The sequence below is a fragment of the Campylobacter ornithocola genome (assembly GCF_013201605.1).
Classification (GTDB): Bacteria; Campylobacterota; Campylobacteria; order Campylobacterales; family Campylobacteraceae; genus Campylobacter_D; species Campylobacter_D ornithocola.
This window is the reverse complement of record NZ_CP053848.1, coordinates 656,178-670,638: the sequence shown is the minus strand read 5'-3', so window position 1 is coordinate 670,638 and position 14,461 is coordinate 656,178. Positions and strand designations below refer to the sequence as shown.

Below are 14,461 nucleotides of genomic sequence, written 5' to 3'. Positions count from 1 at the left end.
AAGGAAAAATATGACTTATGAAAGCTTAAAACCTTTAATATACAAATTAGATCCAGAAAACGCTCATTCTTTGGTTGAATTTAGTATGCGAACGCTAGATTGTATATTTCCTGGAGGACTTAGTTTTTTCGCAAAAGATTGTATAATAAATGATGAAATTTTAAACCAAGAAATTTTTAATTTAAATTTTTATAATCCTGTGGGCTTAGCAGGTGGCTTTGATAAAAATGCAACTATGATAAGACCGCTAAGTGCTTTAGGTTTTGGCTTTTTAGAATATGGGACTTTTACCCCAAAACCACAAAGTGGCAATGAAAAACCTAGGCTTTTTAGGCTTGTTGAACAAGAAAGCATTCAAAATGCCATGGGGTTTAACAATAAAGGTAAAGACGCTGTTGCAAAAGAAGTTAAAAAAGTCTATCCTTTTAGTATACCTTTGGTAGCAAATATAGGCAAAAACAAAACCACCTCAAACGATGAAGCTATAAATGATTATGTTATTTTATTAAAAGAGTTTAAAGACCTATGTGATTTATTTGTAATTAACATCTCTTCTCCAAATACCAAAAATTTAAGAGATTTACAAAGCGAAGAATTTGTAAGCACCTTATTTAACCAAGCAAAAGAAATTACAAATAAACCTGTAATATTAAAAATCGCTCCGGATATGAGTATAGATAGTGCAATTTCGCTTTGCAAAAGTGCTATTAGTGCAAAAGCTGATGGTATCATCATGGCAAATACTAGTATAGATTATTCTTTGATTGATAACACAAGAACCTTTGGTGGAATTAGTGGTAAATTAATCACTCAAAAAAGTGCGACATTTTTTAAAGAAGTAGCCAAAGAAATTTATAAAGATACTATTTTAATAGCAAGCGGGGGCATAGACAATGCTGAACTTGCTTATGAACGTATTAAAAATGGAGCAAGTTTGGTTCAAATTTATACAGCTATGATTTTTAAAGGACCAAGTATTGTTAAAAATATCAATCAAGGCTTAATCGAACTTTTAAAACAAGATGGTTTTGATCACATTAGTCAAGCTATAGGAGTTAATTTTAAATGATTAATTATAAAAAAATCACCCTTGAAAATAAACTTGAAGTTTATACTCTACCTGTTAATAAAAAAAGTGGAGTTATAAGCGTAGATATTTTTTATAAAGTTGGCTCAAGAAATGAAAAAATGGGAAAAAGTGGCATAGCTCACATGCTTGAACATTTAAATTTTAAAAGTACAAAAAACTTAAAAGCAGGTGAATTTGATGAGATAGTCAAAGGTTTTGGTGGAGTGGATAATGCAAGTACAGGCTTTGATTATACACATTATTTTATAAAATGCTCTAGTGAAAATTTAGATAAATCTTTATGGCTTTTTGCAGAATTAATGCGTAATTTAAATTTAAAAGATGATGAATTTCAACCTGAAAGAAATGTAGTTTTAGAAGAAAGACGTTGGAGAACTGATAATAATCCTTTGGGATATTTGTATTTTAGATTATACAATCATGCCTTTTTACACCATCCATATCATTGGACACCAATAGGCTTTTTTAAAGATATACAAAATTGGAAAATAGAGGATATACAAGATTTTCATCAAACTTTTTACCAACCAAAAAATGCTATTTTACTTGTGAGTGGCGATATTAACGAAGATGAAGTTTTTGCTTTAGCTAAAAAGCATTTTCAAGATATAAAAAATACCAAAGAAATTCCCATAGTTCATGAAAAAGAACCTGAGCAAGATGGTGCTAAACGTGTGATCTTACACAAGGAAAGCGATGTGCAATTGCTAGCACTTGCGTATAAAATTCCTACATTTAACCACAAAGATATGCCAAAGCTTTGTGCATTAAGTGAGCTTTTAGGAAATGGAAAAAGTTCTTTAATAAGTGAAATTTTAATTGATAAATTAGAATTAATCAATGAATTTTATGCTTATGCAAGTGAAAATATAGATGAGAATTTATTTATATTTATTTGTGTTTGCAATGAAGGCATAAAAGCAGAAGATGTCGAGAAAGAACTTTTGAAAATTCTTGAAGATATAAAAAATGCAAAATTTGATGATGCTATCATGGAAAAAATCAAAAATACCGTAAAAAGTGATTTTATTTTTTCGCTAAGCAATGCAAGTAGCGTTGCAAATATTTATGGTTCTTATCTTGCAAAAGGAGATTTAAAACCTTTGCTTGATTATGAAAAAAATATAGAAAATCTAAGTAAAGATGATTTAATTCATTGTGCTAAAAAATACTTTAATGAAAACAAATCCACTACAATAATCTTAAAAAAGGGGTGAAAATGGACAATAAAATCATCATAGGAGCAATGACAGCTTTAATAACTCCATTTAAAAATGGAAAATTAGATGAGCAAACTTATCATAAACTCATTAAAAGACAAATTGCAAATGGAATTGATGTGGTAGTGCCTGTTGGAACAACTGGAGAAAGTGCAACTTTAACTCATGAAGAACATAGAATTTGTATAGAAATAGCTTTAGATGCGTGCAAAGGAAGTTCTTGTAAGGTTTTAGCAGGAGCAGGAAGTAATGCTACACATGAGGCTGTAAGTTTGGCTAAATTTGCACAAGAACATGGAGCTGATGGAATTTTAAGCGTTACTCCGTATTATAACAAACCCACACAAGAAGGTTTATATCTTCACTATAAAGAAATAGCAAAAAGTATTGATATACCTGTGCTTTTATATAATGTACCAGGAAGAACAGGATGCGAGCTTCAAACAGAAACTATTATAAGATTATTTAGAGATTGTGAAAATATTTATGGAGTAAAAGAAGCTAGCGGAAGCATTGATAAATGCGTAGATTTATTAGCACATGAGCCTAGAATGATACTTTTAAGTGGAGAAGATGCAATTAATTATCCTATACTTTCAAATGGTGGCAAAGGTGTGATTTCAGTTACTTCAAATTTACTTCCTGATATGATTTCAAAATTAACTCATTTAGCTTTAGAAGAAAAATATATTGAAGCTAAAAAAATCAATGATGAGTTATATAATATCAATAAAATTTTATTTTGCGAAAGCAATCCTATACCTATTAAAGCGGCGATGTATATAGCAGGTTTAACTCCTACCTTGGAGTATCGTTTGCCACTTTGTAAACCTAGTGATTGTAATTTAGCAAAAATAGAAGCAATTATGAAAAACTATAATATAAAAGGATTTTAATGGATACTTTTTTTCAAAACAAAACTTTAGTAATTAGTGGTGGAACAAGAGGGATTGGTAAAGCTATTGTATATGAGTTTGCAAAAGCAGGAGCTAATATAGCTTTTACTTATAATTCTAATGCAGATTTAGCTCAAGAAATCGTAAAAGATTTAGAATCAAATTATAAAATCAAAGCAAAAGCTTATGAGTTTAATATACTTGAACCAGAAACATATAAAGAATTGTTTGAGAAAATCGATCAAGATTTTGATAGAATAGATTTTTTCATCTCTAATGCCATTATCTCAGGTCGTGCTGTTGTAGGTGGATACACTAAATTTATGAAATTAAAGCCAAAAGGTATTAACAATATTTTTACAGCAACAGTTAATGCTTTTGTTGTTGGAGCTCAAGAAGCGGCAAAAAGAATGGAAAAAGTCGGTGGAGGTAGTATATTATCTATTTCTTCAACAGGAAATTTAGTACATATTGAAAACTATGCAGGACACGGTACAGCAAAAGCAGCAGTGGAAGCTATGGCAAGATATGCTGCAACCGAACTTGGTTCTAAAAACATCCGCGTAAATATAGTAAGCGGTGGACCAATTGACACTGATGCACTTAAAGCATTTACAAATTACGAAGAAGTTAAAAATGCAACTATTAACCTTAGCCCGCTAAATCGTATTGGAGAACCTCAAGATTTAGCTGGAGCTTGTTTATTTTTATGCTCTGATAAAGCAAATTGGATCACAGGACACACTTTAATCGTAGATGGTGGTACAACTTTTAAATGATTCATTACCTATTTTAGGGGTATTTTTTATAGCACAAGGATCAATAAGCAATGAATTTACCTAATATCTTAGCATTTATAAGGATATTATTAGCTCCACTTTTATTTTTTTTACTCATTAATGATTTTGAAAATATCCATCCTAGTTGGGTAAATTATTTTGCTTGTGTTGTTTTTGGTATAGCTGCTTTGACTGATTTTTTTGATGGTTATATTGCAAGAACTTGGAATCAAACTACAAAACTTGGGGCTATTATAGATCCTTTAGCAGATAAAATGCTTGTTTTAGCTGCTTTTTTAGGATTATTACTCACTCAAAGAGCTGACCCATGGATGATTTATATTATCTTAGTAAGAGAATTTTTTATAACTGGTTTTAGAGTGGTTATGGTAAGTGAAAAATTTGATGTAAGTGCTTCCTTTGCAGGCAAAATAAAAACAACTTTTCAAATGATAGCCATTATATTTTTGATTATGCAATGGCCTTTTGCCAATACATTGTTGTTTGTTGCTTTAGTACTTACACTTTATTCGGCTTTTGAATATATATTAGCTTATATAAAACATTTAAAAAAGGTATAACTTGAAATCATATTTATTTTTATTTATCATTTTAGCTATAGGGTTTAAATTTTATTCTTTTAGCTTTTTAATAACACTTTTAGTAATATCTTTTTTGATTTTTTTTCACGAACTAGGTCATTTTTTAGCTGCAAAACACATGAGAGTTGATGTGGAAATTTTTAGCATAGGATTTGGAAAAGCTATTTTTAAAAAAACTTATAAAAACACAGAATATCGCTTATCTGCTTTACCTTTTGGTGGTTATGTTAAACTTAAAGGACAAGATGATTTAAATCCTAGCGAAAAAAATTATGAGCCAAATAGTTATAATAGTTTAACTCCTTTAGCTAGAATTTACATACTTTTCGCGGGTCCATTTTTTAATTTTTTTCTAGCATTTTTACTTTATATAGCTATAGGCTTTTTAGGCATACAAAAACTTGCACCTGTTATTGGAAATATAGCACCAAATTCAGCCGCCCAAAAAGCAAATTTACAAATTGGGGATAAAATACTAGCCATAGATGGGATTACAATTCAAAGCTTTGAAGAAATTGGCAAACTCGTTCATATAAAACCAACTTTACTTAGTATAGAACGTGAAAATAAACTCATTGATATTACTTTAACTCCGCAAATTGATCAAGGTTATAATGAGTTTTACCAAAAAGTACAAAAACCTTTAATTGGTATAGCACCTAAGGGTGAGTTTGTGACAATTTATCATCCAGGAATTAGTAGTTTAAAATATGCCTATGAAGAAAGCATAGAAGCTTCTTTGCTTATTTTTAAAGGACTTGCTAAAATTATAAGCGGGGAATTAGATGCTAAAAATATGGGTGGAATTATTACCATGGTAGATATAACCTCCAAAGCAGCAAATACTAGCATCGTAGTTTTATTTTTAATCACAGCTTTAATTTCTATCAATCTTGGAGTACTAAATCTACTTCCTATCCCAGCACTTGATGGAGGACATATATTATTTAATCTTTATGAGCTAATTTTTAAAAAAGAAGTTCCAAAAGTATGCTTTGAATACCTTAGCTATTTTGGCATGGCTTTACTTTTAAGTTTAATGGTATTTGTAACTTATAATGATATTACCCGTTTTATAGCTAATTAATAAGTTCTTGTTGCGAAATCATAACGATTAAAATCACTTATATTGTTTTTATGATAAAAACTATTATAAAATTGCCTACCTAAGCTTTGTTCATAGTTTAATCTAAATCTTATCCACATTGCCGTTTGATCTTTAATACCAGTTTTTTCATCTTGATAATTAAGTGATAAATCCAAAATAGAAATTGGAGAATAAGTGATATTATACTGATTTTGTAGTTCCTTTATATTAGAATTAATATTTAAAACATTTAAATAAGGTAAATCAAATACAACACCAAGCTCTGTACTATTATCGCTATTATTTTCTTTAATCTTATAATGATTAACATATGCTTTAAAATAATGACTAAATTGCAACTCAGCTCCAAAACTATTCTTGGTATAAGCTTCTTTATACTGATCATTAAAGTAATTAAATCCGAAATTAAACTCATTAAATGTATAACGATTGATAAGTCCCAAAGAATAAGCCTGATCTACTTGACCTATTCTTGCTTGTTTTTCCAAGAGTAAAGCAGCATTATTATAATCTAATATCGAATTGATATTTTTTATATTTACATTTAAAGCGTTATAGTCTAAATTAGCTTCCGTTTTATCCTTAGAACTTAAATTCAAAACTTGACCCAAAGACTTGCTAGCAAAGGATCCAAAATCTATATTTTGATTTTGGTATTCTTGTGGTTTTTGAAAAAATACTTGTTTAGAAACCATATTTGTCTTTTGTTTTTTAGTAGCATTTGCTTCACCTTCGCTTAAACTTTCTTCTAAACTTAAAGCAAATACACTTATACATATACAACTTAAAAAAATGTATTTTTTCACTCAACCTCTCATTTATATGTGCTTTTTGCATTCTATTTCGCTTATCATCCTTTCATTTATATCTTGAATTTGCTTAATCCAAACATAAATATTTTTTTCTTCTTGTATTAATTGATTATTTTTTATACAACTAAACAATTTTTCAATATAAGAATTTAAATCTTGATTTAAAACAAAAATATTATTTTGGGTATCAAATTTAGCTAAATTATTATCTTCTACGTGTTCTATTTTAGAATTAATCACACAAGAACAAGCTAAGTATGTTTTTAAACAACACTCTAAATAAAGTAAAATTTTATTAGTATCTGCACTAGTTTTAGAAATTTCATCTAATAAAATTTTAGCCTTTTCATCAACACCTGTGAAAACTTTTTGAAACTCTTCTAAACTTGAATTAGAATTTTTAGCAACTCCATAAGCTTCGTTTGTAATATCTTTAATATTGCCCATTTGTTCTATTAATGTTTTAATCATCACAGAAATTTCTTTAGCCGCAACTTGAGTTTTTTCAGCCAAAGCTCTAACCTCATCAGCAACCACAGCAAAACCTCTACCATGTTCACCTGCACGAGCTGCTTCAATCGCAGCATTTAATGCCAAAAGATTTGTTTGCTCTGTAATATCTTCAATAATACCTATAAAAGAAGATACACTATTAATTTGCTGAGAAAAAGTATCTATTAAAGTATGAATTTGCCCTATATTTTCACCTAAATTTGCCAAATCATCTGAGATTACCTGTGCGTTTTTAGCACTTTTTGAAGAATGAATAGAAATGTCATTTGCCTGATCATATACATCATGCATGATATCTGCAGTATCATTAAGCTTTGTATTAATCAATGCTAATTCTTTTTGCAAAGAATCTGACATGCTCTTAGATACATTTTCTACAATAATACTTCTTGTAGATAAATTTTGAGTTTTTTCAATTTCTAAGGTTGCCTCATTAATAACCTTGGCATTATATTCAAAAGCACCCACCAAACCCTCAAGTCTTGCTTTTCTATAAGATCTTTGCTCTTTGACTGCTAAAATTGCGTTAAGAATTTCTCTATTAAAAGCTTCAATCTGATCTGCTAAGTCATTAACAACCCAGCCCAACTTACCTACTCCAGATTTTGGAACAGGTATATGAGTTACCCTAGCTTCTAAATTTCCTTTTGCAAGCTCATTTAAAACCGAAGCTGCTCTCAATACTTCTTTATTTCTATAATAAGCACTGGCAATACTAAATAGCACAATTAAAGTTCCTAAAACACAAAAAACAAAACCAAAAACTTTTCCTTCAATTACTTCTAAAAAAGCCATTAAACAAAATAAAAACAAAGCAAAGTAATTTACAATTTGGTTGACATTATATCGATAAAACCAATTCTTCATAGCTCATTCCTTTTGAATTTAAAATATTATTTAGTAATTTTCTTGATGCTTTTTGTCCGCCTTTTTGCTCTTCTAATAAAAGCTCTTTGTATATTTTTTCTATTTTTTCAATAGCTTCCTTTTTAGGATTTAAGCGCATCGAATGATACCCCATAACCTCTCCATTAGAATCAAAAGAAGGAGTTACAAAAGCTAATACCCAATAAAATGAGCCATCTTTAGATAAATTTTTTACATAAGCAATAACCTCTTTTTTATTTTTAATACTTTCCCAAAGAATTTCAAAAACAACTTTAGGCATATCAGGATGACGAATTATATTATGGGGTTTACCCAAAAGCTCTGATTCTTTATATCCTGATAAAATCATAAAATTTCTATTACAATAAACTATTCTTCCGGTTTTGTCGGTTTTTGAGACAATAATTTACCCATCATTAAAAAATTTCTCATTTAATGTAGGTTGAATTTTTCGCATATACTCTCCTTGTTTGCAATACGTAAAAATACATAAATAAAATGAAGTGAAAATGAAATTCTAATTTTTTCCTTTTTTTAGCTGACGGATTAAAAATCTTGCAGGATGCAAAGCATATAAAAACTCTTTTTCTATTCTTGGTTCATTAAAAACCAAAGAAGTAATAATTCTAGAAGATATAATAGCACTAGCAAAAGCTCTAGAGCCATGAGCAATACTAAAATATAAGGGAATAAATTCATTTGGAGTTACTTGAGCTTTATTTTTATGCCATAAAAGTGCTTTATAATTTTGTAAATAAAAATTTTCATCATATGCTTGACCAACTATAGCAAATCTATCGCTAGAATATGATCTAAATCCTACTTTACCACCCACAATCTCTAATTTTTCATTTTCTAAAAATTCTCTTATATTTTCAATATTTTGAAAATCATCTTTTTCTAAAAGTATGTTGGTATAATTTAATCTATCGTAACTTGCACCAATAAGTTGCAAATTTAATTCCTCGTTGATAGGACAAACATAACCTTTTGATGATAAGGCATGAGTATTTTTTAAAAATGGTTTTAAATGGGTACATTGACCTCTAACACTACTTAATTTCATATATTTATAATCTAAAAAGTTCTTAACATCAGCACCTTGAGCATAAATTAATACATCATAATCTTTTAAAGTCTTTTTATTGTTAAATCGCAAAGAAAACTTTTCATTTTCATAAGAATAATCTATAAATTCATACTCAAAAAATACACTTGCTTTACTTTTTTCCAAAAGTGTCTTAACTACTTTTTGAGGCTTTATGCACATTCCATCTTTTAAAAAAGCTTGATTATTGGTAATTTTAAACAAAATATTATCTTTTTGACTATTAAAACGCTCTTGCATAAGCTCATTATGAGAAAATTCATAAACGCCTTGTGGATCTAAGTTTAAAATTTGCCTATAAAACCTACTCGCTTCTAAAAAAGCATATTGTGAAAATTCCCCCAATAAAACATCAGGTTTTAAAATCAAAGAACTTAAAATTCCATTGATATTTCCAGAAGCACCCTTACCTAGTGAATTTTCTTTCTCAAAAATATCCACTTGAACATTTCTTAATGAAAATTCATAAGCTAAACTAGCTCCAGCTATACCTGCTCCAATAATGGCTATTTTTTGGATATCTTTTTTTAAATATGGAGTATTAAAATAGGCAAATTTGTCTTCAGACTCTAAGCCATTAAAAATAGCTTGTATCATTTCTCTTTTTCTAAAACCTTTTACTTTTTGCACTTGAAAATTATTATTTATTAAAGCTTTTTTTAAAACACTTGCAGAAGAAAAGGTTAAGACTTTGGTATTTATTTTTGAGTTTTTAGCAACTTTATTTATAATATCTTCATCAAACATCTCTTGATTTTTAGCAGGGGCAAAACCATCTAAATACCAAACATCAGCTTTAAAATCTAATTTTTGCAATTTTTCATTAGCATCACCAAACACCAAGTCCAAAAAACAATCTTGAAAATAAAACCTATAAACTCCATCTTTACATGGGGGATAAAATTTTAAAAACTGCTCCAGAAGTTCTTTAAATTCCTCATAAAAACCAAGATTTTTATAAATTTCTCTTAATTTATCTTTTTCTATATAAAAATTTTCAAAACTAAGATAAAAAAGTCTTTGGTTTTCTTTTTTTTCTTTTATAAAACGCTTTAGAGTAAGGAAAAAATTTAAACCTATACCAAAACCAAGCTCTGCAATAGTTTGTTTTGCTTGAAACTCAAAAGCATTAGTATAAATAAATTCACTTTCGCTTAAACCATCACTAGAGTTAAAATAATAATCATCAAAATCTAAAGAGAAAGGTGCATTGTCTTTGATGATGATATTTGCTTTTTTCATTGGTTTTTGTAAAAATAACTCTCTATGCCATTAGCAATACCAATAGCTAATAATTCTTGAAAATTTTTATTTACTAGTCTATTTCTTTCGCTAGGATGACTGATATAACCTGTCTCGATCAATATAGCAGGCATTTGTGCACCCACTAAAACCCAAAAAGGAGCTTCTCTAACCCCACCATCAACAACTTTATATTTTTTTCTTACATTACTTAAAATCTTTTTTTGTACATCAATGGCAAGTTTATTTGAAGCGACTATTTTTTCACGATTTAAAAAATTTAAAAAGGTTTGTTTAGAAAAATAATTCATCTCTTCAAAATCTGATTGATTCTCTAACTCAGCAGCCTTTTTACTTCTTTCACTTCTTGCAGGTGACAAAAAGAAAGTTTCAATACCTTCAAGAGTCTTAGCTCTTTGTTTATTTGGAGCTGCATTTGCATGGATAGAAATAAACAAATCTGCCATTTTTTCATTGGCCATAGAAGTTCTATCTCTTAAATTTATAAATTTATCCGTACTTCTAGTATAATAAATTCTATACCCGCGTTTTTTAAGCTCATTGCCAAGTTTTAAAGCCACACTTAAAACTACATCTTTTTCTCTAACACCTTTATCACCCAAAGTACCTGGATCTTTTCCTCCATGACCTGGGTCAATCACTATGATTTTCCCTGATTTTTTAATAGCAGTTTTTGTTGTTTTTGAGGCAGTTTTTGTCGGTGTTTTTTTGATCTTTTTTTCAAAACCTATAAATAATTCCTCATCATCTAAATCAAGATTAGTTTTAAAATCACTAGTGGAATTTAAAACAACCCTTACTGTTGTTTTGTTAAACTGTACTACTGTAATAGATTGATTTTTATTAATATCGATTTTTTTTCTATCACCTTCTAAAATAGCTTCAAAACTTACAATAGAACGATATATTTTACCATCTTTAAAAGAATTAATTTTAATATCTTCAAAATCAATATCATTATTTAATTTTAAATTAATACCATTTTTAGCTTTACTTGATTTTAAAATATACAATGGTTCATTTTTTATAACTTCCTTTTTAGTTGTTGTTTTTTTAGCCTCATTTTGCTTTTTAATTATAGATTTAGGCTCTTCTTTTTTTTCTACTTTTTCAAGCCCCATAAAAAGACTTTGATTTTTAAGCTCTATTTTTATTTTTAGCTCTTTTTTTGAACTCAAAACTAAACGCATACTTGTAGGATTAAATTGTGATACGATAATATCAAAATCTTTAAATTCAAAATTTCTCTTAGGTCCTTTTAAAACTCCATCAAAATCTGCAACATAACGAAAATTATTATCACCCTTGAGAGTAAAATTTTTAATATCTTTTTGGCTGATTTTTTCACTCAAGTCAAGTAAAATACCATTATCTAATTTTTTAACATCAAGCACAAAAAGCTCTTTTTGCACCGGAGCTTTTTTATCTTCTTTTTTATCTTCTTTTTTATCTTCTTTTTTATCTTCTTTTTTATCTTCTTTTTTATCTTCTTTTTTATCTTCTTTTTTATCAGACATAGCAGTATTAACTTCTTTTTTTACTGATTCTTTTTTGATTTTTTGATCTTGTATAACATTTAAGGCATTTTTTAAACGCGAAATTTCTTCTTCACTTACTCCACTTTCTTTAAGCTCTTGCACATAAGCTTTATCATCAAAACCTAAAGAATTTGAACTTATAATTAATCTTTTTAAAATCTCATTTTTTTCTTCATTATTATCATTAATAACACTTTGTATATACAAAGATTTTAATTGCTGATGTAATTGTAGTTTTTCTTCTGGATTAGAAGTTAAAAAAATTTGATCAAATTTCTTAACTTCCATATTAGCAAAAATACTAAGACAAGATAATAAAAAAACAAAAAATATTCTAAGCATCTTCACCATTAACTAATTTTTTCATTAGCTCTTCTACGCTGATAAGCTTATCTAGTCTATATCCATTAGCACCTGTAAAAAATAAGCCTGTTTCTTTTTTACCACTCCATGCATCATATAATCTATCTGCTATACAATAACCTACTTTAGTAGCTTCCTTACCTCTACCACATGGTGCAACGCAATTGCTCACACAAGAAATTTTTGGCCCCATTCTTTTATCAACTAAATTTAAAAGATTAGTTCTTACCCCTCTTGCAGGATAGCCAACTGGAGATTTTAAAAGCTCAATATCTTCTTTTTTACAATCTAGCAATACTTGTTTGAAATCATCACTCGCATCGCATTCAAAAGTTCCTATGAAACGAGTTCCCATTTGAACGCCACTTGCCCCCAAAGACATCATTTTTTCTATATCTTGCTTATCCCAAATTCCGCCTGCAGCAATTAATGGTATATCACCCCAGTTTTTAATTTCTTGCGCAACCTGTGGCACCACATTTTCTAATTGATATTCATCCATTAAACACTGCTCATAAGTAAAACCTTGATGTCCTCCACTTTTTGGTCCTTCAACTATAACCGCATCAGGTAAGCGATTATATCTACTTTGCCATCTTTTACAAATAATTTTTAAAGCTTTAGCAGATGATACAATAGGCACCAAAGCAACATCAGGATAATCTTGTGTGAATTCAGGTAAATTTGTAGGAAGTCCTGCTCCTGAAACTATCACATTAAAACCAACCTCACAAGCATTACGTGCAATTTGCGAATAATTATTACTTGCATATAAAATATTACAACCTAAAGGTGCATCTTTGCAAACCTTTCTAGCATTATCTATCAAAGCCTTTAAGCCTGCTTTTGAATAAAAATTATCACTACCATAAGGTTTTGCATTGAACTCTTTATCTATATGCGTTCTATTTTCATAATATCCAGTTCCTACTGAAGAAATAATCCCTAAACCACCATTTAAAGAAACCGCAGAAGCAAGCTTGTCCCAACTTATACCAAGTCCCATACCACCTTGAAAAATAGGATATTTTATCTCGTGCTTTCCGATTTTTAAAGCTTTAAAACTCATTATATTACCTTTAATTTTGCAAATTTTCTTTTTCCAACTTGTAAAATATATTCACCATTTTCTAGTTGGAATTGTTCATCTTGAACTTTTTTCCCATTAATACTCACTGCATTTGAATTAATCAATCTTCTAGCGGCTGAAGTAGAAATTTCCATTTTACACTCTACTATAGCTTTCGCAAGCCAAATACTACCTTCTAAAGTGAAACTTGGCATATCACTAGGAAGTTCTTTTGCACTATGAACTTTGTCAAACTCCTCTTTAGCTTTTAACGCACATTCATTTGAATGAAAACGCGTAGTAATTTCTAAAGCTAAATTTTCCTTAGCTTTTTTAGGATGTAATGAACCATTTTTAATATCATCTTTCATTTGCAAAATTTCACTTGAACTTTTCTCGCTTAAAAGCTCATAATATCTAAACATTAATTCATCACTTATACTTAAAACCTTGGCATACATATCTTTGGCATCTTCTGTTACACCAATATAATTTCCCAAGCTTTTACTCATTTTATTTACACCATCAAGACCCTCAAGCAATGGCATCATCATAACCACTTGTTCTTTTTGGCAATTGTATATCCTTTGAAGTTGTCGTCCCATTAAAAGATTAAATTTTTGATCAGTTCCACCCATTTCTATATCACTTTTTAATGCAACACTATCATAACCTTGCAAAAGTGGATACAAAAATTCACATATTGATATAGGACTTTGCTCTTTAAAGCGTTTGGTAAAATCATCTCTTTCAAGCATTCTAGCAACACTAAAAGTTGAAGTAAGCTCTACTATACCACTAGCGCCTAGCTCATTTAGCCATTTAGAATTAAAATGAATTTGAGTTTTACTTGGATCTAAAATTTTAAAAACTTGTTCTTCATAAGTTTTAGCATTTTTAAGCACTTCTTCCTTGTCAAGTTTTTTTCTTGTAACACTTTTACCTGTAGGATCGCCTATTTGAGCAGTAAAATCTCCTATTAAAAACTGCACTATAGCTCCATGTTTTTGAAGCAAGGCCATCTTGCTTAAAACCACAGTATGTCCTAAATGTAAATCAGCGGCTGTAGGATCAAACCCAGCTTTTACAAAAAAATTTTCACCTTTTTCATAGTAGTTTTTTACCAAAGAAACTAATCTTTCCTCATCAATAATTTCTGCAATTCCTCTTTTAATTTCTTTAATAATTTCATCAATATTCATTATAAAACCT

The 14,461-nt window shown here is 29.1% G+C and carries 13 protein-coding genes; 6 read left to right on the top strand and 7 right to left on the bottom strand.

The window, feature by feature from the left end:
• Positions 1 to 10: 10 nt before the first annotated feature.
• From CORN_RS03585 to rseP, 6 genes are read left to right on the top strand one after another with little or no spacing between them, the layout of a single operon-like run.
• Positions 11 to 1,069, top strand: coding sequence for a quinone-dependent dihydroorotate dehydrogenase (locus CORN_RS03585; protein WP_066008399.1), 1,059 nt, complete (start codon positions 11 to 13; stop codon positions 1,067 to 1,069).
• Positions 1,066 to 2,307 (top strand): M16 family metallopeptidase, encoded by a 1,242-nt coding sequence (locus CORN_RS03580; RefSeq protein WP_066008400.1) that lies wholly within the window; start codon positions 1,066 to 1,068, stop codon positions 2,305 to 2,307. The genes CORN_RS03585 and CORN_RS03580 overlap by 4 nt, the downstream gene beginning before the upstream one ends.
• A 2-nt stretch (positions 2,308 to 2,309) precedes the next feature.
• Complete coding sequence (gene dapA, locus CORN_RS03575; protein WP_039618026.1) at positions 2,310 to 3,206, top strand: 4-hydroxy-tetrahydrodipicolinate synthase; 897 nt, start codon at positions 2,310 to 2,312, stop codon at positions 3,204 to 3,206.
• The gene (locus CORN_RS03570) at positions 3,206 to 3,985 is read left to right on the top strand and encodes an enoyl-ACP reductase (protein WP_066008401.1); all 780 of its coding nucleotides are present in this window, start codon (positions 3,206 to 3,208) and stop codon (positions 3,983 to 3,985) included. Before dapA ends, CORN_RS03570 begins: the two co-directional genes overlap by 1 nt.
• Positions 3,986 to 4,035: 50 nt before the next feature.
• The gene (gene pgsA, locus CORN_RS03565) at positions 4,036 to 4,566 is read left to right on the top strand and encodes a CDP-diacylglycerol--glycerol-3-phosphate 3-phosphatidyltransferase (protein ID WP_066008402.1); all 531 of its coding nucleotides are present in this window, start codon (positions 4,036 to 4,038) and stop codon (positions 4,564 to 4,566) included.
• A 1-nt stretch (position 4,567) separates the two neighbouring features.
• Positions 4,568 to 5,674 carry an RIP metalloprotease RseP gene (rseP, locus tag CORN_RS03560; protein WP_066008403.1) on the top strand — a complete coding sequence of 369 codons (1,107 nt, stop codon included), beginning with the start codon at positions 4,568 to 4,570 and terminating at the stop codon, positions 5,672 to 5,674.
• Here the strand turns inward: rseP and CORN_RS03555 are convergent.
• The 7 genes from CORN_RS03555 to tyrS form a co-directional block, all read right to left on the bottom strand.
• A complete protein-coding gene (locus CORN_RS03555; RefSeq protein ID WP_066008404.1) occupies positions 5,671 to 6,501 on the bottom strand; it encodes a hypothetical protein in 831 nt (276 codons plus the stop codon). The genes rseP and CORN_RS03555 overlap by 4 nt on opposite strands.
• 12 nt (positions 6,502 to 6,513) lie before the next feature.
• The gene (locus CORN_RS08620) at positions 6,514 to 7,311 is read right to left on the bottom strand and encodes a methyl-accepting chemotaxis protein (protein WP_245162301.1); all 798 of its coding nucleotides are present in this window, start codon (positions 7,309 to 7,311) and stop codon (positions 6,514 to 6,516) included.
• Between the two features lie 550 nt (positions 7,312 to 7,861).
• Positions 7,862 to 8,314 carry a PAS domain-containing protein gene (locus CORN_RS03545; RefSeq protein WP_245162302.1) on the bottom strand — a complete coding sequence of 151 codons (453 nt, stop codon included), beginning with the start codon at positions 8,312 to 8,314 and terminating at the stop codon, positions 7,862 to 7,864.
• 111 nt (positions 8,315 to 8,425) lie between these two features.
• Positions 8,426 to 10,258, bottom strand: coding sequence for a bifunctional tRNA (5-methylaminomethyl-2-thiouridine)(34)-methyltransferase MnmC2/FAD-dependent 5-carboxymethylaminomethyl-2-thiouridine(34) oxidoreductase MnmC1 (gene mnmC, locus CORN_RS03540; RefSeq protein WP_066008406.1), 1,833 nt, complete (start codon positions 10,256 to 10,258; stop codon positions 8,426 to 8,428).
• The gene (locus CORN_RS03535) at positions 10,255 to 12,168 is read right to left on the bottom strand and encodes an N-acetylmuramoyl-L-alanine amidase (RefSeq protein ID WP_172663976.1); all 1,914 of its coding nucleotides are present in this window, start codon (positions 12,166 to 12,168) and stop codon (positions 10,255 to 10,257) included. Before CORN_RS03535 ends, mnmC begins: the two co-directional genes overlap by 4 nt.
• Positions 12,152 to 13,249, bottom strand: a complete 1,098-nt coding sequence (locus CORN_RS03530; RefSeq protein WP_066008408.1) for a nitronate monooxygenase — start codon at positions 13,247 to 13,249, stop codon at positions 12,152 to 12,154. Before CORN_RS03530 ends, CORN_RS03535 begins: the two co-directional genes overlap by 17 nt.
• Positions 13,249 to 14,451: a tyrosine--tRNA ligase gene (gene tyrS, locus CORN_RS03525; RefSeq protein WP_066008409.1), complete on the bottom strand. Its 1,203-nt coding sequence runs from the start codon at positions 14,449 to 14,451 to the stop codon at positions 13,249 to 13,251. Before tyrS ends, CORN_RS03530 begins: the two co-directional genes overlap by 1 nt.
• Positions 14,452 to 14,461 lie beyond the last annotated feature (10 nt).

Coding starts and splice junctions, on each gene's coding strand:
- CORN_RS03535 (WP_172663976.1), bottom strand. CDS start 12,168: ATGGTGAAGATGCTTAGAATATTTTTTGTTTTTTTATTATCTTGTCTT.
- CORN_RS03570 (WP_066008401.1), top strand. CDS start 3,206: ATGGATACTTTTTTTCAAAACAAAACTTTAGTAATTAGTGGTGGAACA.
- tyrS (WP_066008409.1), bottom strand. CDS start 14,451: ATGAATATTGATGAAATTATTAAAGAAATTAAAAGAGGAATTGCAGAA.
- dapA (WP_039618026.1), top strand. CDS start 2,310: ATGGACAATAAAATCATCATAGGAGCAATGACAGCTTTAATAACTCCA.
- CORN_RS03585 (WP_066008399.1), top strand. CDS start 11: ATGACTTATGAAAGCTTAAAACCTTTAATATACAAATTAGATCCAGAA.
- CORN_RS03580 (WP_066008400.1), top strand. CDS start 1,066: ATGATTAATTATAAAAAAATCACCCTTGAAAATAAACTTGAAGTTTAT.
- CORN_RS03530 (WP_066008408.1), bottom strand. CDS start 13,249: ATGAGTTTTAAAGCTTTAAAAATCGGAAAGCACGAGATAAAATATCCT.
- CORN_RS08620 (WP_245162301.1), bottom strand. CDS start 7,311: ATGCATGATGTATATGATCAGGCAAATGACATTTCTATTCATTCTTCA.
- pgsA (WP_066008402.1), top strand. CDS start 4,036: ATGAATTTACCTAATATCTTAGCATTTATAAGGATATTATTAGCTCCA.
- mnmC (WP_066008406.1), bottom strand. CDS start 10,258: ATGAAAAAAGCAAATATCATCATCAAAGACAATGCACCTTTCTCTTTA.